This window comes from Ectopseudomonas chengduensis (assembly GCF_900102635.1).
Lineage (GTDB): Bacteria > Pseudomonadota > Gammaproteobacteria > Pseudomonadales > Pseudomonadaceae > Aquipseudomonas > Aquipseudomonas chengduensis.
In genome coordinates this window covers 101,915-121,995 of the sequence record NZ_FMZQ01000013.1, presented here as the reverse complement: position 1 = coordinate 121,995, position 20,081 = coordinate 101,915, and the positions used below count along the sequence as shown (strand labels likewise).

The following is a 20,081-nucleotide window of genomic DNA, read 5'->3' as shown; positions in this document are numbered from 1 at the left end:
CATGGTCGCCCTGAGAACCATTCAGGTCGCAACCGAGCATTGAAAAAGGCGAACATGCTAGCATACGCACCCCGTGAATCGAGCCATGCAGCGATCTGCGGGCGCCGGCTGAGTTTCTCAGCCCTTCCCTGACAACATCCCGTGGGACACAGGTACTCCGATGAGCAAGACCTCTCTGGACAAGAGCAAGATCAAGTTCCTTCTTCTCGAAGGCGTCCACCAGAACGCCGTGGACACGCTGAAGGCCGCCGGTTACAGCAACATCGAGTACCTCAAGGGCGCGCTGTCAGGCGAAGAGCTGAAAGAAAAGATCGCCGATGCCCACTTCATCGGCATCCGCTCGCGCACCCAGCTGACTGCCGAGGTCTTCGACTGCGCGAAAAAACTGGTCGCCGTCGGTTGCTTCTGCATCGGTACCAACCAGGTCGACCTGGACGCCGCCCGCGAGCGCGGTATCGCCGTGTTCAACGCGCCCTACTCCAACACCCGTTCGGTGGCCGAGCTGGTGCTGGCCCAGGCCATCCTGCTGCTGCGCGGCATCCCCGAGAAGAACGCCTCCTGCCACCGTGGCGGCTGGATCAAGTCGGCGGCCAACTCCTTCGAGATCCGCGGCAAGAAGCTGGGTATCGTCGGCTACGGCTCCATCGGCACCCAGCTCTCGGTACTGGCCGAGGCCCTGGGCATGCAGGTGTTCTTCTACGACACCGTGACCAAGCTGCCACTGGGCAACGCCACGCAGATCGGTGACCTGTACGAGCTGCTGGGCCTGTGCGACATCGTCTCCCTGCACGTGCCGGAGCTGCCGTCCACCCAGTGGATGATCGGCGAGAAGGAAATCCGCGCCATGAAGAAGGGCGGCATCCTGATCAACGCCGCGCGCGGTACCGTGGTCGAGCTGGATCACCTGGCCCAGGCGATCAAGGACGAGCACCTGATTGGCGCGGCCATCGACGTGTTCCCGGTCGAACCCAAGTCCAACGACGAAGAGTTCGAAAGCCCGCTGCGCGGCCTGGATCGCGTGATCCTGACCCCGCACATCGGTGGCTCCACCGCCGAAGCGCAGGCCAACATCGGCCTGGAAGTGGCCGAGAAGCTGGTCAAGTACAGCGACAACGGTACTTCGGTGTCCTCGGTCAACTTCCCTGAAGTGGCCCTGCCGGCGCACCCAGGCAAGCACCGCCTGCTGCACATCCACGAGAACATTCCGGGCGTGATGAGCGAAATCAACAAGGTGTTCGCCGACAACGGCATCAACATCTCCGGCCAGTTCCTGCAGACCAACGACAAGGTCGGCTACGTGGTGATCGACGTAGACGCCGAGTACTCCGACCTGGCGCTGGAGAAGCTGCAGCACGTCAATGGCACGATTCGCAGCCGCGTCCTGTTCTAAACCGGAGCTGCTGCGCGTCGGCGATACGGCGTTGGGAACAACCTCGGAGATGCTCATTTACTGACGTAAACTCCGCTCTCCTCGGTCGCTCCCGCCTTGTCTCGCTCTAGCTCGCGAGCCCCGGAGGTATGCAGAAATGAACAAAGGGAGGCTTCGGCCTCCCTTTTCTTTATCTGACGGGCAGACCTGTAGGAGCGAGCTCTGCTCGCGAACATGGGCCACTTCGCGAGCAGAGCTCGCTCCTACGACTCTAAAGCGCCGCCTTGTTCCAACCGCGCCAACTCGGCGGCCGCTTCGTCCAACTGCATTTCGTTGAACACCTTCACTCCAGCTCGTTTCAGCAGGGCAGCGGTCACGCCCTCGCCCGGCACTCGCACGCCGCTGAAGCTGCCGTCATAGTTTTCCAGATTGCCACACGAAGGGCTGCGCGCCTTCAGCAGTGCCAGGCGGATGTCGTGCTCGCGCACCAGCGCCAGCGCCTGTTCGGCGCCGTCGACGAACGCAGCCGTGACATCCTCGCCCTCGATCGTCAGTACTGGCAGCCGACCATCCAACACCGCACCACCCTGTCCATCGCGAATTTCCGCAGGCGGACGTGGCGTCGGCAGCCCACCCGCCACCTCCGGACACAGCGCCACCACCCGTCCTTCGTCCAGCCACCGCTGCAGCTGATCGAAGGGTCCGTGAGCACCACCGTCATAACGCACCCGATGCCCGAGCAGGCAGCGGCTGACCAATATCTTCTGCATCGCCCTCTCCATGACTGTCGCCAGACAGCCCACAGGCCTCAGAGTACCGCGCCACCCCGACGCCTGAACCAGCCGGTCAATGACAGTCGCTCGCGGGTGGCCGGCAGCACTTCGTGAGGCATCTCGGAAGATAGAAACAGCGCCAGTGTTCCAGCCTGAGGCAGTACGTCATGCTCCCGGCCATCGGCCAGATACAGGCGCAACGCCCCGCCCTGCTCGGTCTGCCAGTCCTCGTTCAGATAGAACACCGCCGACACCGTGCGGCGGTCGTCATCGCGAAAACGATCGAGATGCCGCTGGTAGAAGGCCCCCGGTGCGTAGCAGGCGAAGTGGCATTCGTAGTCTTCGAGCCCCAGATAGAGCGCCTGATTGAGTGCCTGACGCAAACCGTCCATCAATTGCAGATACTGGTCACAGGCTTGGCTCTGGCCAGGTTCCAGCCATTGGATGCGATCGCCGCGAATCCCTTCCCGCACCTGCTGCGCGCCCCCGCGCCCAACGCCGGCGGCATTGAGTTCGCCATTCTGTGCACGCGTGCGACACTCGACGGCCAGTTCGCGGGTCAGAACTTCTGGGGCGAACAACGCCCGTTGCGACCAGCCCTGGCTGGCAAGGTCGTCGATAAGGCCGGAAAAGAGGTCGTGCAGGCTGGATTCGGTCATGGCGGCGATTGTATCAGTGGCATGTCGTGACTCGACAAGCCTCCACCAGCCACCGAAAATAACCGGCCGCAACACCTGCGGCCGACCAGGAAAGTTTGCCAAGGAGTTCTCGATGCGCGTTCTGTTTGCCCTGTTGCTGATTGGCCTGACCTTGCCGGCCCTGGCAGACGACCACCTGCGCCTGTATCAGGCCGCCGGCTGGCCGCAACAGCGCGAACATTTCAACCAGGCGCTCGACGCGGCTCAGCAGCGCTACCGCAGCACTCTGCCACCGGCGGTGTTTCAGGCGCTGGTGGATAACAGCAATCGCCGCTTCGCTGCTGCCGCCATCGACCAGCGCGCGCAGCACAGCCTGCGCATGGAGCTGGCCGACCCGCAGCCGGCGCTGGCCTTCTTCGAATCCGCGCTGGGCCGCAAGATCGTTGCCGCCGAGACGCTGGCCACCCGTAGCGACCAATTGGCCAAATACGCCAATGGCCTGCCACGCACCGATGCCGATGCCACTCGCCGCCTACTGATTCGTCACCTGGCCCAGGCCATTCCGGCCAAGGAAGCGGGGGCTGAAGTCAGCCTGGCGCTGGCCGGCGTGGCAGCCGACAGCCTCAGCCAGATGATTCCCGGCCTGCTCGGCGGCAGTCAGGCTCAAGGGCTGCTCAATGGCCAGCGTGAGCGCCTGATGACGCAGATCGAACAGGATCTCGACAACACCCTGCTGCACGTCTATCGCGAGCTGAGCGACCCCGAGCTGGAGCAGTTCGTCGAATTCGCCCAGTCGGAGGCGGGCAAAGCCTATTACCAGGCCGCCCTACAGGCGCTGCGCGCAGGCCTTGCAGTAGGCATGAGCAGCAACGAGCTGGAGCCGGCGCCGCAGGGCATATAACAGCCTGTAGCCTGGGTTGAGCGCAGCGAAACCCGGGGCCATTTGATTAATGCCAGTCAGTTAAGCATCGACGCTGCGAATGTGTAGGAACGGCGCCCCGCCGCGAACCAGGGCGATGCGCAATTGAAAAGCTTCGCCCCGGGGCGGGGCTCCTACGAAAGGCCGCTTTTGCAACCTTATCTGATCGGTATTGGGCCATCTGATGGGTTTCGCGTTGCTCTACCCATCTACGATGCTCCTTGGTGCCGGTAGAACCTACGCCAATCGCTCGCGCAGAAAGTCGAAATAGTGCTTACGCAACGTCTCGTTCTCGTTCGCCAGGTGATGGCGGGCGTCTGCCAATCGCAGGATCTGCGGCTGATGGAACTTGTCCTGCAGCACCTCGAGGTTGTAGCGCCAGTCGACCGTCATGTCCGCCTCGCCCTGAATGATCAGCGGGCTGTGCGTGCTGCGCCCGGCCGCTTCGACATGCGGCACCCACTTGGCCAATGCCCCCACCCAGGCAGTCGGCAAGCTGCGCGGCTGCAGGGGATCGAGGTTGTGCACGAAGTCGATGAAGGTGGCGTCGCTGGAGTTCTCGCTGAAGCGCCGCGGAATTTCCCGAACGAAGGGACTGAGCATCCGATAGCTGAGCTTCGACCAGGCCCAGGCGCGCGGCCGCACCAGTGGTGCCAGGAGAATGCTCTGCCCGAGCTCCGGGCGCTTGCCGTCGGCGAGCAGATAATCCAGCAGAATCGCCCCACCCGTGCTCTGCCCACAGAGATGCCAGGGCTGCGGCAGCCCCAGCTCGCTGGCCTGCTCGAACAAGCCAGCCAGCACCTGCTGATACTCGGCGAAATCACCGATGCTGGCACGCGCACCGCTGGACAGACCGTGTCCCGGCAGGTCGCAGGCGAGCACGGCAAAATTCATACTCAGCGCCCAGTCGACCACATGTCGGTACAGGCCCATATGGTCGTAATAGCCGTGCAGCAACAGCAGGGTGCCCTGCGGCTCGGCCGGCGCCCACAGCTGCACGGCGATCTGGTAGCCGGCTGCATTGAAGCTGCCGAGACGGTTGTCCAGCCCGGCAAAGCGCGCGGCCAGGTCGAAACCGTAGAAGCTGCGATACGCCTGCAGCGCCGGCAAATCCAGGTGCGCTGCGGCCAAGGGTCGCAGCAGAGGGCGCAAGTGATCGGGCTGAAACGGCTCTGACATAGGGCTTTCCATAGGTTGCAGGATGCACGCGGACGATCCCGACGACATCTCCTCGAATGCTGCGATATTCAGCTGCCCGGCGCATCGTGGCAAGCTACACGCCCTTTTTACGCCCGGCCCGCCCATGCTCCGCCTGTCCCGCAAGAACCTGCTCATCGCCCTGCTCGCCCTGGCCTGGCTGGCCGGTATGGCGCTGGCTTACCGCTGGTTCGAAACGCGCTACCTGCGCACCTTCGACGAGCGCGCAGCGGTGTTCTCCGGCGCCGAACTGCAGCTACCCACTGAACTGAGCGGCCCCGGCGCGATCCGCCTGGTGCATTTCTGGGACCCGACCTGCCCATGCAATGTCGGCAACCAGCAGCACCTGTCCGAACTGATCGAACACTACACGCCACAAGGCGTGCAATTTCACGTCGTGCAGAAGCCCGGCAGCCAGGGCCGCCTGCCCGCCGAACTGGCCGCACTGCAACCCATCGATGAGCTGCCCGGCAGCACCAACCTGCCAGCCAGCCCTGCCGTAGCGATCTGGGACAAACAGGGCCAGCTGGCCTACTTCGGCCCCTACAGCGAAGGCCTGACCTGCAACTCGAGCAACAGCTTCATCGAGCCCATACTCGAAGCGCTGGCGGCCGGACGCAAGGTGAATGCCAGCAATACTCTGGCGGTGGGCTGCTTCTGTGAATGGGCCAAGCCGGGCAACGATTGACCCCGTAGGGTGGGTTAGCGGCGCCTCAGGTGAATCGAGGAACGCCGCGGAGGTGGAGCGTCGCGTAACCCACCAGGCGGTAGATCGCCTTACGCCGGCGGAGGGTTACGCCGCAGCTAATATGGCGAATCGACTGATAAGTACGACAAGCGGCTAACCCACCCTACGCGAGGGCCTCACCGCCAGTCGATCCGTGGCGCGATACCAGACCGCGCGGCGTCCCGCCCTGCCAGCGACGAAAGGCGCGGTAGAACGGCGACAGCTCGGCGAAACCGCAGGCGCGCGCCACCTCGCGTACACCCAGGCCCTGATCCAGCAGGCGCAGCGCGCGCAGGCGCCGCACCTCATCGTGCAGTGCGCGAAAACTGCTGCCCTGCTCGCTCAGCGAACGCTGCAAGGCACCGCGATTGCTGCCCAGCGCCAGTGCACAGGCCTCCAGGCTGCAGGTCGTACCACCCAGATTGACCTCCAGCCAGTAGCGCACCCGTGCCAGCAACTGGTTCTCCACCAACCCTGCCAACTGCTTCTCGGCTTCTTCGCTGAGCACCTCGAACAGCCGCGGGCTGGCGCTGCGCGAAGGCCGCGAGAGCAGCGCACGCGGCAGGATCAGCACGTCGTGCGGCCGCGAGAAACGGGGTTCGACACTCAGCAAACGGCGATGCTCGGCAAGCTTGCGCGGCGCCCGGTGGCGAAACTCGACGCCCATCAACGGCAACTCGCCGCCAGCGGCCGACGCCAGCATCTTGCTCAGCAGCACAGCCAGGCACTCCATCTGCTGACGCAGCGAGCCAACCTCGCGGTAGTTGAGATCGATCACCAGGTGCGCCTCGTCTCCCTGCTCCTGCAGTCGCGCGGCAAAACCGCCGGAGAGGATGTGCTGGAAGCGCACGAAGGCTTGCAAGCCCTGACGCAGGTCCCGAGCCGCCAGCAGCAGATAGCTGACCACATCCATCGGCCGTGGCTGCATGACCTCGCCCAGGTGCAGGCCGATATCGGTGTCACCGCTGATGCCCTCCAGCGCCTGCCAGAAGCGCGGCGCGTTGTCGTGCTCCTCGCGCGCTTCCAGCAACGGCGCCGCCAGGGCCACACCAGCGTAGGCACGACGGTAGGTGTCGGTCGGGTCGAGCCCCAGCGCCGCCAGGGCCTCGTAGAGCAGCCGACGCAGGGTCGAGGAATGAGTAAGGGCGACGAAGGCGTTATCGACCATGGCGATCTCTGGCAAATATTGACCATAGACTTTCAGCATTGAGGCATATGGTCAATGCCGCCGCCCACGCGCCTGAGCAAAATGCCTGCACGCTTGCCCCACAACAATAAGGATCGCTGGATGAAACGTTCCCTGACCGCCCTTGCGCTGGTGATTGCAGCCGCAGCTGGCGGCCTGACCTGGTACCTGCATGACAAGCAACCGCAACGCGATGGCGAGGTGGTACTCGGCGCGCTGCAGGCGCCGGTCACGGTCGATTACGACGAACGCGGCGTGCCACACATTCGCGCCGAGAATGAAGCGGACATGTACCGCGCCCTGGGTTTCGTCCACGCCCAGGATCGCCTGTTCCAGATGGAGCTGCTGCGGCGCCTGGCGCGCGGCGAACTGGCCGAAGTGCTCGGCGAAAAGCTGGTGCCCACCGACCGCCTGTTCCGCACCCTGGAAATAGGCCGCCACGCCGATGCCTACGCCGCCAGGCTAGATGCCGACAGTCCGTCCACCCAGGCGCTGCAGCACTATCTCGAAGGGGTCAACCAATACCAGGCCAGCCGCCCACGTCCGCTGGAGTTCGACCTGCTGGGCATCGAGCCACGCCCTTTCACCATGGCCGATACGCTCAGCATCGCTGGCTACATGGCCTACAGCTTCGCCGCGGCCCTGCGCACCGAACCGGTGATGACCCATGTCCGTGACGCCCTGGGTGCGGATTATCTCGAGCTGTTCGATCTCGACTGGCATCCGCAGGGTGTGCTCGGCACATCCCTCGCCGCCGGCGACTGGCAGGATCTTTCCGCCCTGGCCCAGCTCAGCAACAGCGCCCTGGAGGGCACCGGCCTGCCGCAGTTCGAGGGCAGCAACGCCTGGGCTGTTTCCGGCAGCCGCACCGCCAGCGGCAAGCCACTGCTGGCGGGCGACCCGCATATTCGCTTCTCGCTGCCGGCGGTCTGGTACGAGGCGCACCTGCAGGCACCCGGCTACGAGCTGTATGGCTACCACCACGCGCTGATTCCCAGCGCCATGCTCGGCCACAATCGCGACTTCGCCTGGAGCCTGACCATGTTCCAGAACGACGACCTCGACCTGATCGCCGAGCGCGTCAATCCGGATAACGCCAACCAGGTCTGGTACCAGGGCAACTGGGTCGACCTCGAACAGCGCACCGAAACCATCCGGGTCAAAGGTGTCGAGCCGGTGCAGATCACCCTGCGCCGCTCGCCGCACGGGCCGATCATCAACGATGCCCTGGGCCAGACCAGCGGCAGCACGCCGATCGCCATGTGGTGGGCCTTCCTCGAAACCGACAACCCGATGCTCGACGCCTTCTACCAACTAGGCCGCGCCGACAGCCTGGACAAGGCCCGCGCCGCCGTCGAGAAGATCGAAGCGCCCGGCCTCAATGTGCTCTGGGCCAGTGCCAGCGGCGATATTGGCTGGTGGGCCGCCGCCAAGCTGCCCCTGCGCCCGGCCGGGGTCAACCCGACCTTCATTCTCGATGGCGCCAGCGGTGAAGCGGACAAGCTCGGCTACCACCCCTTCAGCGCCAACCCGCAGGAAGAGAACCCGGAGCGCGGCTACATTCTCTCAGCCAACTACCAGCCCGTACCGGCCAGCGGCATCGAGATTCCCGGTTACTACAACCTGCCCGATCGTGGCCAGCGCCTGAACCAGCGCCTGAGCGACGCCTCGGTGAAATGGGATACGCAGAACAGCCAGGCGCTGCAGCTCGACCCCGGTACCGGCTACGGCCCGCGCCTGCTGGCGCCGATCCTCGACGAGCTGCGCGCTGCAGCGGCGACCGATGAGGAGCGCGCACTGGCGGAGCAACTGGCCGAGTGGAATGGCGACCATGCACTCGATTCCGTGGCCACTACCCTGTTCAACCAGCTGACCTATCAGCTTGCCCGCGAAGCCATGGCCGACGAGCTGGGCGAGATGTTCTTCGACAGCCTGCTGCAAACCCGCGTGCTCGACACTGCCCTGCCGCGCCTGACCGCCAATGCCGACTCGCCCTGGTGGAATCGCCAGGGCAGCGAACAGCGCGAAAGCCGCGCGCAGATCGTCGCCGACGCCTGGCGCGCCAGCCTGACGCATCTACGCAGCGTGCTCGGCAATGATGTCGAGGCCTGGAACTGGGGCCGCGGTCATACCCTCACCCATCAGCACGCACTTGGTCAGCAGCAGCCGCTGGCCTGGCTGCTGAACGTCGGCCCATTCGCCGCACCAGGCGGCCATGAAACGCCGAACAACTTCTCGCACAAGGTTGGCCCGGCGCCCTGGCCCGTGGTCTATGGTCCTTCCACCCGACGGCTGGTCGACCTGGCCGATGCCGACAAGGCGCTGGGCGGCATTCCCGTCGGCCAGAGCGGTGTGCCGTTCGACGCGCATTACGGCGATCAGGCGGCGCCCCATGTGGCCGTCAAGTATCAGCCACAGCACCTGAGCGAGGCAGACGTCAAAGCCAACAGCCAGGGCACGCTGAAACTGCTACCACGCTGAGCAACCATCCAGCGCCCCAGAACAGCGTGGTGCGCCAGCGGTGCATCACGCTGCACGCTGGTGCACCGTGGCGTCGCAACTGGCGCCGCAGCCCTCGCCAGAGGGCCTCAAACCCAGCGAAATAGCGCCTTTCCGTTGCGGTAATAAAATTGGCACACGCCCTGCATATGCTAAGGCAATCCCAGTTTCGGGGACCTTGGTACAGGCAGGCCGGGGAATCCCCTTCTTTATTCGACGCCACCGCGCGTCATGTGTAACGCGCCGCTGCTCTGCCAATGAGCACGGCGCCACCCGTTTCGGGGACCTTGGTACAGGCAGGCCGGGGAATCCCCTTCTTTATTTGGGACGCAGCGTCAGGCGCGCCCGCCAACGTCCATCCTCTTGCGCACCGCGCCACTCCCCGTCCAGCGGGCGGGGTGACACCAGCACCAGCAGCAGATCCCTTCCGTCGCGCTCCACGCGCCAGTTCACCAGGCCCAGCGGCAGTTTCAATTGCCCCTCACGCACACGCCCGTAGGCATCCGCGTAGCGATACACCAGGGCGCCGTCGACATGTTCGGCCTGCGCCTGTGGCTCACGATTGAACCAGAGCTGTAGTCCCTGCTCCCAGGCCTCGGCATCCTCGATACGCAGACGTGGTGGATCGAACACACGGCCGATCATCAAGCCGACGAGAAAGGCGATCAGCATCACCGATGCCACGAAACGCCAGCGCAAACGCGGCCGTGGATCTTCTGGCGGCGTAGAATGGCGCTCGTCCCAGCGCTCGGAGTGTTGCATGTTCCACGTCATCCTCTTTCAACCGGAAATTCCGCCTAATACCGGCAACATTATCAGGCTGTGCGCCAACAGCGGCTGCCAGCTGCACCTGATCGAGCCGCTGGGCTTCGAACTGGACGACAAGCGCCTGCGCCGCGCCGGCCTGGATTATCACGAATACGCCACCCTCAAGCGCCACCCGGACCTGCAGAGCTGCCTCGACAGCCTTGGCCAGCCGCGCCTGTTCGCCTTCACCACCAAGGGCTCGCAGCCGTTCCACGAGATCGCCTACCAGCCCGGCGACGCGTTTCTGTTCGGCCCGGAAAGCCGTGGCCTGCCCGAGGACGTACGTAACGCGCTGCCGCCGGAGCAGCGCGTACGCCTGCCGATGCGCGCCGGTTGCCGCAGCCTGAACCTGTCCAATACCGTGGCCGTCACCGTTTACGAGGCCTGGCGGCAGAACGGCTTCGCTGGCGCCGACTAAGGCCGCGAGCGGACACAAAAAAGCGCCCCGAGAGGCGCTTTTTTCATGCAAGCGAACCGAGCACTTAGTGAGCAGTGGTTTCGCCGGCTTGCTGCATGCGCTGCAGCTCCTGAGCGTACAGCGCGTCGAAGTTCACCGGCGACAGCATCAGGGCCGGGAACGAGCCGCGGATCACCAGGCTGTCCAGCGCTTCACGGGCGTACGGGAACAGGATGTTCGGGCAGAAGGCACCGAGGGTGTGGCTCATCGAGGCCGCGTCCAGGCCCTTGATCAGGAAGATGCCGGCCTGCTGCACTTCGGCGATGAAGGCGACTTCTTCGCCGTTCTTGACCGTCACCGACAGGGTCAGCACCACCTCGTGGAAGTCACCTTCCAGGGCCTTCTGGCGGGTGTTCAGATCCAGACCGACGCTCGGCGTCCACTCCTGGCGGAAAATTTCCGGGCTCTTCGGCGCTTCGAAGGACAGGTCCTTGACGTAGATGCGCTGCAGGGAGAATTGCGGATTCTGCGAATCGTCAGCGGCTGCGCCGCTGTTGGCTTGCTCGGTCATGGCGTTTGCCTTCCTTAACGTTGAGGTTTCAAGCGGGGCTCTGCAGCAGGGCGTCGAGCTTGCCGGCGCGCTCCAGGGCGTAGAGGTCGTCACAGCCACCCACATGGGTGCTGCCGATCCAGATTTGCGGCACCGAGGTGCGGCCAGCCTTGCGGGTCATCTCCGCGCGGATGGCCGGCTGGCCGTCGACGCGAATTTCCTCGAAGTCCACCCCTTTGCCGGCCAGCAGTTGCTTGGCACGCATGCAGTAGGGGCACCAGTCGCTGGAGTAGACGACCACGCTGCTCATGTCACTTCACCAGCGGCAGGTTGTCGCCACGCCAGGTAGCGATGCCACCGGACAGCTTGGCGGCGGTAAAACCGGCTTTCTTCAGCTCGCGGGCGACGCTGCCGGCATGCTGACCCATGGCGTCGACGACGACGATGGTCTTGGCCTTGTGCTTTTCCAGCTCGGTGATACGTGCCACCACCTTGTCGTAAGGGATGTGCAGCGAATCGACGATATGCCCGGCGGAGAAGTCCTTCTGCGCGCGCACGTCGAGCACCACGCCCTTGTCGCTGTTGACCAGCGCGGTGAGCTCGCGGCTCGACAGGCTCTGCCCGCCCTTGCGCATTTCGGTGACGATCAGCAACACCAGCAGAACGGCGAACATTCCACTCAGTACGTAGTGGTTGATGATGAATTCAATCAGGTTGGCGAACATCTATATGGCCCAGGACGGTAAAATGCCGGCCAGTATACACAGCCCCACAGGTCGGCCAAACCCCGTCTGGCAGTGACGCGCCAGGCGCTTGGCCCTAAAATGCCGGGCTGTTTCCTTGCCCCCTCAGACGCAGAGCGAGCCAGTTCAATGAGTGCCACGCCAAAACCCTTGGTTCTGATCATCCTCGACGGCTTCGGTCACAGCGACAAACCCGAGTACAACGCCATCCATGCTGCCAACACGCCGGTCTACGACCGCCTGCGTGCTACCTACCCGCACGGCCTGATCTCAGGCAGCGGCATGGACGTCGGCCTGCCGGACGGGCAGATGGGCAACTCCGAAGTCGGCCATATGAACCTCGGTGCCGGTCGCGTGGTGTACCAGGACTTCACCCGCGTGACCAAGGCGATTCGTGACGGCGAGTTCTTCGACAACGCCACGATCAACCAGGCCGTGGACAAGGCCGTGGCCGCCGGCAAGGCCGTGCACATCCTCGGCCTGCTCTCCGATGGCGGCGTACACAGCCACCAGGATCACATCGTCGCCATGGCCGAACTGGCCGCCAAGCGCGGCGCCGAGAAGATCTACCTGCATGCCTTCCTCGACGGCCGCGACACCCCACCGAAAAGCGCACAACCGTCCATCGAGCTGCTCGATGCCACATTCGCCCGCCTCGGCAAGGGCCGCATCGCCAGTCTCACCGGCCGCTATTTCGCCATGGACCGCGACAACCGCTGGGACCGCGTCGAGCAGGCCTACCACCTGATCGTCGACGGCGCCGGCCAGTTCAACGCCGCCAGCGCCGTTGAAGGCCTGCAAGCCGCCTACGACCGTGGCGAGAGCGACGAGTTCGTCAAGGCCACCACCATCGGCACGCCGGTGCAGGTGGAAGATGGCGACGCCGTGGTGTTCATGAACTTCCGCGCCGACCGCGCCCGCGAACTGACCCGAGCCTTCGTCGAGCCTGGTTTCAAGGAATTCGAGCGCAAGCGTGCACCGCAGGTCGGTTTCGTCATGCTCACCCAGTACGCGGCGAGCATCCCGGCCCCCAGCGCCTTCGCTCCGGAAGCTCTGACCAATGTGCTCGGCGAATACCTGGCGAAGAATGGCAAGACCCAGCTGCGTATCGCTGAAACCGAGAAATACGCTCACGTCACCTTCTTCTTCTCCGGCGGCCGCGAAGAGCCGTTCGAGGGCGAAGAACGCATCCTCATCCCCTCGCCGAACGTCGCCACCTACGACCTCAAGCCGGAAATGAGCGCGCCGGAAGTCACCGACAGGATCGTCGATGCCATCGACAACCAGCGTTATGACGTGATCATCGTCAATTACGCCAACGGCGACATGGTCGGCCATACCGGCGTGTTCGAGGCCGCAGTCAAGGCCGTGGAAACCCTCGACCGCTGCGTCGGCCGCATCACCGAGGCGCTGGACAAGGTCGGTGGCGAAGCGCTGATCACTGCCGACCATGGCAACGTCGAACAGATGGAAGACGAGTGCACCGGCCAGGCGCACACCGCCCACACCTGCGAGCCAGTACCGTTCATCTACGTTGGCAAGCGCCCGGCGCGTATCCGTGAAGGTGGCGTGCTGGCCGATGTGGCGCCGACCCTGCTCACGCTGATGGGCCTGCCACAGCCGGCCGAGATGACGGGCAAGACCATCGTCGAGCTGCAATAAGACGCAAGCATCGTAGCCTGGATGCAATCCGGGGAATCTCCCCCCGGATTGCATCCAGGCTACGCGTCACGTTCGCTCTTCTAGCTGCTTGTGGCTTGCAGCTTGCCGCCGGTTTTTTAGGCATACTAAGCGCCATTCGCTACTCCGCCAGGTATCGCCCCGCCCATGCTTCGCATCCTTGCCCTGATTCTGCTCAGCAGCCTGATCGCTCCGGCCATCGCCGATCAGCGCGCCGATACCCAGCGCCAGCTGAAAGCGGCGCGCCAGGATGTCGCCGAGCTGAAGAAGTTGCTGGAGAAACTGCAGCAGGAGAAATCCGGCGTGCAGCAACAGCTGAAGAAGACCGAGACCGAGATGGGCGACCTGGAAAACCAGGTCAAGGAACTGCAGCGCGAGCTCAAGGGCAGCGAGCAGGAAATCCAGCGCCTGGATCAGGAGAAAAAAAAACTTCAGGGCGCGCGCACTGAACAGCAACGGCTGATCGCTATCCAGGCCCGCGCGGCCTATCAGAGCGGCCGCCAGGAATACGTCAAGCTGCTGCTCAACCAACAGAACCCGGAAAAATTCTCACGCACCCTCACCTACTACGACTACCTCAGCCAGGCGCGTCTCGAACAGCTCGCCGCGTTCAACGAGACCCTGCGCCAATTGGCCAACGTCGAGCAGGAAATCAACAACCACCAGGCCCAGCTGCAGGCGCAGAAAGCGGGCCTGGATGAGCGCCACGCCAAGCTCGCCGAAGCGCGCAAGGAACGCCAGCAGACACTGGCCAAGCTCAACCGCGACTTCGCCACCCGTGATCAGCGACTCAAGGCGCGCCAGCAGGAACAGGCCGAACTCGGTCGCGTACTGAAGACCATCGAAGAAACCCTGGCCCGCCAGGCGCGCGAGGCCGCAGAGGCGCGCAAGCGCGCCCTGGCCGCGCAGCAGGCAGAGCCGGCTCGGCCAGGCCAGCAGCCCAGCCAGCCAAGCGGCCCGTTGGTGACATCTGGTGCTGTCTACGGCGGGCCTTTCGCCAGCGCACGCGGCAAGTTGCCGTGGCCGGTCGATGGCCGATTGGTAGCACGCTACGGAACCCCTCGCGGCGGCGACGCTCGTACTAAGTGGGATGGCGTGCTGATCGGTGCGCCCGCTGGCAGTCAGGTACGCGCCGTGCATGGTGGTCGCGTGGTATTCGCCGACTGGTTGCGTGGCGCCGGTCTGCTGGTCATTCTCGACCATGGCAACGGTTATCTGAGCCTGTATGGCCACAACCAGAACCTGCTCAAGAGTGCCGGAGACGTGGTCAAGGCCGGCGATCCCATCGCCACCGTAGGCAGCAGCGGTGGCCAGGAAACATCGGCACTGTACTTCGCCATTCGCCAGAACGGTCGCCCGAGTGATCCAGCACAGTGGTGCCGCGCGCAGGGATAACCAAGTTTTTGAAAAACGTAAGCGAGGCAGGCAAGACAATACCGATGGCGGCCCCGCAAAAACGGCCGAAGAACGGACTGGGCTCGCATTCGAGTTTACGAGCTGTAAATGAGCATTCTGAGGCCGTTTTTAACGCAGTATTGCCAACGCAGGTAGTTTTCAGCAGCCTGGTGGCGCCTAATTTAACTAGGAGTTGTCTTCATGTCTCATCGCTTCCGCCCCACCTGCCTGGCCCTGGCCCTCGGGCTGCTGCTCGGCGCTCCAGCCCTGCACGCCGCCGAGCCTGCCCCCGCGCCGGCAGCAGCGGCGAGCGGCAAGGCTCCACTGCCGCTGGATGATCTGCGCACCTTCGCCGAGGTGATGGACCGCATCAAGGCAGCCTACGTCGAGCCAGTGAGCGACAAGACCCTGCTGGAGAATGCCATCAAGGGCATGCTCAGCAACCTCGACCCGCACTCGGCCTACCTCGAGCCGGAAGCCTTCGCCGAGCTGCAGGAAAGCACCAGCGGCGAGTTCGGCGGCCTGGGCATCGAGATCGGCATGGAGGATGGCTTCGTCAAGGTGGTCTCGCCCATCGACGACACGCCGGCATCGAAGGCCGGCATCCAGCCCGGCGACCTGATCGTCAAGATCGACGGCCAGCCGACCAAGGGCCTGTCGATGATGGAAGCCGTGGACAAGATGCGCGGCAAGGCCGGTAGCACGATCGAGCTGACGCTGGTGCGTGATGGCGGTCGCCCGTTCGATCTGACCCTGACCCGCGCGGTGATCAAGGTGCGCAGCGTCAAGAGCCAGATGCTCGAAGACGGCTACGGCTATCTGCGTATCTCGCAATTCCAGGTCAACACCGGCGAAGAAGTCGGCAAGGCGCTGACCAAGCTGCGCAAGGACAACGGCAACAAGAAGCTGCGCGGCCTGGTCATGGACCTGCGCAACAACCCCGGCGGCGTGCTGCAGGCGGCGGTGGAGGTCACCGACCATTTCCTCAAGAAGGGCTTGATCGTCTACACCGAGGGTCGCCTAGCCAACTCCGAGCTGCGCTTCAACGCCGACCCGGCCGATGCCAGCGAAGGCGTACCGCTGGTGGTGCTGATCAACGGCGGCAGTGCCTCGGCCTCGGAGATCGTCGCCGGTGCGCTGCAGGATCACAGACGCGCGGTGCTGATGGGCACCAACAGCTTCGGCAAGGGCTCGGTACAGACCGTGCTGCCACTGAACAACGACCGCGCGCTGAAGCTGACCACCGCCCTGTATTTCACGCCCAACGGCCGCTCGATCCAAGCTCAGGGCATCGTCCCCGACATCGAAGTGGGGCGCGCCAAACTCACCCGCGAGCAGGACAGTGAAGGCATCAAGGAAGCCGACCTGCAGGGCCACCTGGGCAATGGTAACGGCGGCGCTGATCGCCCGAGCAAGGCCGCACAGGCCGCACGCGCCGAGCGTCCGCAGGACGATGACTACCAGCTGAGCCAGGCACTGAACCTGCTCAAGGGCCTGAGCGTCACACGCGGCAACTGAGCCAAGCCGACCAGATAAGGCTCCCGAGGCACCTACCATAGGTGCCCCGGGAGCCGGCATCGCTACAGAATCGTAGGAGCCGGCTTGCCGGCGATGCTTTTCGCCAGCAACGCCGGATGGCTATCGATACGTCGGATCGCCAGCAAGCTGGCTCCTACAGGCTCATCTTCCTATGCCTCACTGACAAGCAGCAGCGTTTCCGCAGAGCACCGCAAAGCCGCCTAGTTCGCGCTATCGCACGGTTACAGATAATTCTCGGTAATGTCGTCGATGAAACCTTCGCTGCGCAGCTCATCCAGCGCCTTCTGCAGACGCTGCACCACCTCGTCCGGGGTATCCTTGTTCAGCGCCAGGTACAGCTCGGCATCCCTGAAACGCAGCACGGTATTGAGGCCGGTGACGTCTTCCTGCTTGGCCAGATAACGCCCCACCGGGTCGGTGGTGGCCCACAGGTCGATTTGCCCGCGCACCAGCTTCTTCACGTTCTCCTGGTCACGCAGGGCGTTGATTGGCTCCAGGCCCTGGCTCTCCAGGTTCTGGCTGACCGCATCGTTCTTGTAGGCACCGATGCGATATTTGGCAGCATCCTGCAGAGTCGACACCTTGATGTCGTTACCCGGCGCGGCGAGCAACACCCAGCCGGTCTTGGCGATCGGGCCGACCCATTTGAACAGCGGCTTGCGCTCTTCGGTATAGGTGGTGGAGAACAGCCCGTAGTTGGGTTTTTCCAGCGTCAGGCGATAGAGACGGTCCCAGGGGAAACGCAGGGTCAGGGTGTAGTCGATGCCGGCACGCTTGAACATCTCGCGCACGATGTCGGCACTGATGCCATCGATACCGTCGTCACGGGCGAAGTTCTTGTCGTCCACCGCCATGTTGAAGGGCGGGAAATTCTCGGTCAGCAGCACCACCTTGTAATCCTGGGGCAACTCCGCGTACGCGGAACCGCAGAGCATGAACAAGGTGACAAACAGGCTTTTCTTCAGAGTATTCAGCATAAGACGTACCGCTCGCATGATTTTGGTTATGGCTAGCGACATCCTTGCATGGGCCTGAGCCCGGTCATTGGCACTCAGTGGCTTTGCCATCCATGGCAAGCGACCGGCTCGTGGCCGGTCCCGTGTTCGGTGCTTACAGGTAGTTGTTCAGCGTCTCGTCGACAAAGCCTTCGGCGCGCATCTGATCCAGCGCTGCCTGTAGCTTGGCAACGATCTCGTCAGGCATTTCCTTGTTCAGCGCCAGGTAAAGCTCGGCACTGTCGAAGCGCAACACGGTGCGCAGACCGGAGACACCCTCCTGCTTGGCCAGGTAGCGGCCGGCAGGATCACCGGTGGCCCATAGATCGATCTGCCCGGACATCAGCTTGCGGGCATTTTCCTGGTCACGCAACGAGGTGCTGTGCTCCACACCCTTGTCGACCAGATATTCGGAGATGGCGTCGCCCTTGTAGGCACCAATGCGATACTGCTTGGCCTCATCCAGGCTGGCCAGGTTGATCGAACTGTCGCCCTTGGCCAGCATTACCCAGTCATCAGGACCGATCGGGCCAACCCACTTGAACAGTTGCTCACGCTCCGGCAGGCGCGCGGTGACGAATACGCCGTAGTTCGGTTTTTCCAGCGCCAGCTTGTAGATACGATCCCAGGGGAAACGCAGGGTCAGGCTGTACTTGACCCCGGCACGCTTGAACATCTCTCTGACCACATCGACGGCGACGCCATCGATATTGTCTTCCTGAGCGAAGTTCTTGCCGTTGATCGCCATGTTGTAAGGCGGGAAATTCTCAGTCAGCAGGACCACGCTGTAGTTCGGGTCCACTTCGGCGCGCACCGCGCCAGCGAGCGCCATAAGGGTGCCAGCGAACGCGATTAGCAGACGTTTGAACATGACATTTCTCTTTCTATGAAAAGGCAGACCACCTCAGGATAACCGCCACGCCCTCCCCGGCCCAGCGATTACTGGCAGTGTGCCTCAGTAGCGCGCCTCGATACTCCTCAACGCCCCCTCGGCCCGTAGCGAGTCCAATGCATTCTGCAACTTCTGCACCACCCTGAGGTCCTCCAGGCCCTTCTGGCGCGCGACGAAACGCCCCGCCTGATTGGAGGTCATCCACAAATCGATCTGGCCCCTTTCCAGCTTCTTGACGTTCTCGCTGTCACGCAACGCCGTCTGCACTTCCAACCCGCGATCGAGCAGGAACTGGGTCTTGGCGTCACCTTTATAGCCGCCGATACGGTAACGCCGTGCGTCGTCGAGACTGTTCAACTGGATCGAACTGTCACCCTTGCTGAACAGCACCCATTCGTTGCTGGCGATCGGCCCCACCCACTTGAACAGCCCTTCACGCTCTGCGGTACGCGCGGTGGAAAACAGCCCGTAGTCCGCATCGTCCAGCGTCTGCTGGTACACACGCTGCCAGGGGAAACGCAAGATCTGCTGGCACTGGACCTGGGCACGCTCGCACACCGCGCGCAGGATGTCCGAGCTGATGCCCGTCACGCCATCGTCACGGGCATAGTTGGTGCCGGCGACCGACATGTTGAAGGGGGCAGATTCTCCGTGAGCAGCACCAGCGGTTCAGCGCGCGCGAGGCTGAGGCCACACACCAGGGCCAGTATGGTCACGACGCGAAGAAGGAACATGAAGACTCCGTGTCGAAAATGCTCGGCAAAAGGCGCCCATCCACCGAGGACAGAAGGCTTGGGATTGGAAAATGGCGGGCAATGCTAGCTGCATCGCTGGCAGTTTGCCGTCGACTCGCCCGCAGCTTTGACCGATGGGCTCGGTCAGCAGGCCTTTCGCTGGGAAGGTGGCCGCCACTTCGAGCCGCGCAGGCGGCCCGAAGCGACAAGCGGATCAGCGCACCACGATACCGCGACTGGCCAGGTAGGCCTTGGCTTCCGGCACGGTGTACTCGCCAAAGTGGAAGATGCTCGCGGCCAGCACGGCATCGGCCTTGCCTTCGAGGATGCCGTCGGCCAGGTGCTGCAGGTTGCCGACACCACCAGAGGCGATCACCGGCACGCGCACGGCCTCGCTGATGGCGCGGGTCACACCGAGGTCGTAACCGCTCTTCACGCCGTCCTGATCCATGCTGGTGAGCAGGATCTCACCGGCGCCCAGGTCTTCCATCTTGCGCGCCCACGCCACGGCGTCCAGGCCGGTCGGCTTGCGCCCGCCGTGAGTGAAGATCTCCCAGCGGCCCGGCTCGCCCGGTGCGGACACACGCTTGGCGTCGATGGCGACGACGATGCATTGCGAGCCGAAACGCGCGGCGGCTTCGCCGACGAACTCAGGGTTGAACACCGCGGCGGTGTTGATCGACACCTTGTCGGCACCGGCATTGAGCAGGTTGCGAATGTCCTGCACGGTGCGCACGCCGCCACCGACGGTGAGCGGGATGAACACCTGGCTGGCCATGCGCTCGACGGTGTGCAGGGTGGTATCGCGGCCATCGACGCTGGCGGTGATGTCGAGGAAGGTGATCTCGTCGGCGCCCTGCTCATCGTAGCGACGAGCGATCTCCACCGGGTCACCGGCATCGCGGATGTTCTCGAACTTGACGCCCTTGACCACGCGGCCGTTGTCCACGTCGAGGCAGGGGATAATGCGTTTAGCCAGTGCCATACGGAGCTCCCGTAGGGTGGGTGCAACCCACCGATAAAGATTGCGTCAATTGCGGC

At 63.8% G+C, this 20,081-nt stretch carries 19 protein-coding genes and 1 pseudogene; 8 read left to right on the top strand and 12 right to left on the bottom strand.

The genetic code is table 11. The features are described 5' to 3' along the window. Positions 1-160 precede the first annotated feature (160 nt). On the top strand, positions 161-1,390 hold the full coding sequence (serA, locus tag BLS08_RS19375) for a phosphoglycerate dehydrogenase (protein WP_017675927.1): 1,230 nt from the start codon (positions 161-163) through the stop codon (positions 1,388-1,390). A 242-nt stretch (positions 1,391-1,632) separates the two neighbouring features. Here the strand turns inward: serA and BLS08_RS19370 are convergent, their stop codons facing one another. Together BLS08_RS19370 and BLS08_RS19365 are read right to left on the bottom strand one after the other, a co-directional pair. Further along, positions 1,633-2,139, bottom strand: coding sequence for a 2-thiouracil desulfurase family protein (locus BLS08_RS19370; RefSeq protein ID WP_090337243.1), 507 nt, complete (start codon positions 2,137-2,139; stop codon positions 1,633-1,635). A gap of 38 nt (positions 2,140-2,177) precedes the next feature. Further along, complete coding sequence (locus BLS08_RS19365) at positions 2,178-2,801, bottom strand: 2OG-Fe(II) oxygenase (protein ID WP_090337241.1); 624 nt, start codon at positions 2,799-2,801, stop codon at positions 2,178-2,180. 112 nt (positions 2,802-2,913) lie between these two features. On the opposite strand from BLS08_RS19365, the gene BLS08_RS19360 reads away from it, so the two are divergent. Next, positions 2,914-3,681: a hypothetical protein gene (locus BLS08_RS19360; protein WP_090337239.1), complete on the top strand. Its 768-nt coding sequence runs from the start codon at positions 2,914-2,916 to the stop codon at positions 3,679-3,681. A 255-nt stretch (positions 3,682-3,936) separates the two neighbouring features. Here BLS08_RS19360 and BLS08_RS19355 read toward each other — a convergent pair whose 3' ends face one another. Further along, on the bottom strand, positions 3,937-4,878 hold the full coding sequence (locus tag BLS08_RS19355; RefSeq protein WP_090337237.1) for a phospholipase BipL: 942 nt from the start codon (positions 4,876-4,878) through the stop codon (positions 3,937-3,939). A 124-nt stretch (positions 4,879-5,002) separates the two neighbouring features. On the opposite strand from BLS08_RS19355, the gene BLS08_RS19350 reads away from it, so the two are divergent. Further along, positions 5,003-5,584 (top strand): DUF6436 domain-containing protein, encoded by a 582-nt coding sequence (locus BLS08_RS19350; protein WP_026088477.1) that lies wholly within the window; start codon positions 5,003-5,005, stop codon positions 5,582-5,584. Between the two features lie 163 nt (positions 5,585-5,747). Here BLS08_RS19350 and BLS08_RS19345 read toward each other — a convergent pair whose 3' ends face one another. After that, positions 5,748-6,791: an AraC family transcriptional regulator gene (locus BLS08_RS19345; RefSeq protein WP_090337323.1), complete on the bottom strand. Its 1,044-nt coding sequence runs from the start codon at positions 6,789-6,791 to the stop codon at positions 5,748-5,750. A 120-nt stretch (positions 6,792-6,911) separates the two neighbouring features. On the opposite strand from BLS08_RS19345, the gene BLS08_RS19340 reads away from it, so the two are divergent. After that, positions 6,912-9,290, top strand: coding sequence for a penicillin acylase family protein (locus tag BLS08_RS19340; protein WP_167375887.1), 2,379 nt, complete (start codon positions 6,912-6,914; stop codon positions 9,288-9,290). A 336-nt stretch (positions 9,291-9,626) separates the two neighbouring features. Here the strand turns inward: BLS08_RS19340 and BLS08_RS19335 are convergent, their stop codons facing one another. Continuing rightward, the gene (locus tag BLS08_RS19335; protein ID WP_084341604.1) at positions 9,627-10,070 is read right to left on the bottom strand and encodes a hypothetical protein; all 444 of its coding nucleotides are present in this window, start codon (positions 10,068-10,070) and stop codon (positions 9,627-9,629) included. Here BLS08_RS19335 and trmL point away from each other — a divergent pair. Further along, on the top strand, positions 10,069-10,533 hold the full coding sequence (gene trmL, locus BLS08_RS19330) for a tRNA (uridine(34)/cytosine(34)/5-carboxymethylaminomethyluridine(34)-2'-O)-methyltransferase TrmL (protein WP_059392386.1): 465 nt from the start codon (positions 10,069-10,071) through the stop codon (positions 10,531-10,533). The genes BLS08_RS19335 and trmL overlap by 2 nt on opposite strands. A 64-nt stretch (positions 10,534-10,597) precedes the next feature. Here the strand turns inward: trmL and secB are convergent, their stop codons facing one another. Genes secB through BLS08_RS19315 form a run of 3 tightly spaced genes read right to left on the bottom strand, consistent with a single transcriptional unit; the run spans position 10,598 to position 11,787 of the window. Beyond that, a complete protein-coding gene (secB, locus tag BLS08_RS19325) occupies positions 10,598-11,083 on the bottom strand; it encodes a protein-export chaperone SecB (RefSeq protein WP_074939487.1) in 486 nt (161 codons plus the stop codon). Between the two features lie 28 nt (positions 11,084-11,111). After that, positions 11,112-11,372, bottom strand: coding sequence for a glutaredoxin 3 (grxC, locus tag BLS08_RS19320; RefSeq protein ID WP_090337234.1), 261 nt, complete (start codon positions 11,370-11,372; stop codon positions 11,112-11,114). 1 nt (position 11,373) lies between these two features. Continuing rightward, positions 11,374-11,787 carry a rhodanese-like domain-containing protein gene (locus tag BLS08_RS19315; protein WP_090337232.1) on the bottom strand — a complete coding sequence of 138 codons (414 nt, stop codon included), beginning with the start codon at positions 11,785-11,787 and terminating at the stop codon, positions 11,374-11,376. A 147-nt stretch (positions 11,788-11,934) separates the two neighbouring features. Here BLS08_RS19315 and gpmI point away from each other — a divergent pair, with 147 nt between their 5' ends. The 3 genes from gpmI (at position 11,935) to BLS08_RS19300 (ending at position 16,398) form a co-directional block, all read left to right on the top strand. After that, complete coding sequence (gene gpmI / locus BLS08_RS19310) at positions 11,935-13,467, top strand: 2,3-bisphosphoglycerate-independent phosphoglycerate mutase (RefSeq protein WP_090337231.1); 1,533 nt, start codon at positions 11,935-11,937, stop codon at positions 13,465-13,467. 165 nt (positions 13,468-13,632) lie between these two features. After that, positions 13,633-14,880, top strand: a complete 1,248-nt coding sequence (locus tag BLS08_RS19305) for a murein hydrolase activator EnvC family protein (RefSeq protein ID WP_090337229.1) — start codon at positions 13,633-13,635, stop codon at positions 14,878-14,880. Positions 14,881-15,081: 201 nt separating this feature from the next. Then, positions 15,082-16,398 (top strand): S41 family peptidase, encoded by a 1,317-nt coding sequence (locus tag BLS08_RS19300; RefSeq protein ID WP_090337227.1) that lies wholly within the window; start codon positions 15,082-15,084, stop codon positions 16,396-16,398. Between the two features lie 242 nt (positions 16,399-16,640). Here the strand turns inward: BLS08_RS19300 and BLS08_RS19295 are convergent, their stop codons facing one another. The 4 genes and pseudogenes from BLS08_RS19295 to hisF form a co-directional block, all read right to left on the bottom strand. Then, on the bottom strand, positions 16,641-17,396 hold the full coding sequence (locus BLS08_RS19295; RefSeq protein WP_017675942.1) for a substrate-binding periplasmic protein: 756 nt from the start codon (positions 17,394-17,396) through the stop codon (positions 16,641-16,643). 133 nt (positions 17,397-17,529) lie between these two features. Then, positions 17,530-18,285, bottom strand: a complete 756-nt coding sequence (locus BLS08_RS19290; protein ID WP_090337226.1) for a substrate-binding periplasmic protein — start codon at positions 18,283-18,285, stop codon at positions 17,530-17,532. Positions 18,286-18,369: 84 nt separating this feature from the next. After that, positions 18,370-19,040, bottom strand: a pseudogene (locus tag BLS08_RS19285) (substrate-binding periplasmic protein). Positions 19,041-19,254: 214 nt separating this feature from the next. Further along, positions 19,255-20,025: an imidazole glycerol phosphate synthase subunit HisF gene (gene hisF / locus BLS08_RS19280; protein ID WP_017675945.1), complete on the bottom strand. Its 771-nt coding sequence runs from the start codon at positions 20,023-20,025 to the stop codon at positions 19,255-19,257. Between the last annotated feature and the right edge of the window lie 56 nt (positions 20,026-20,081).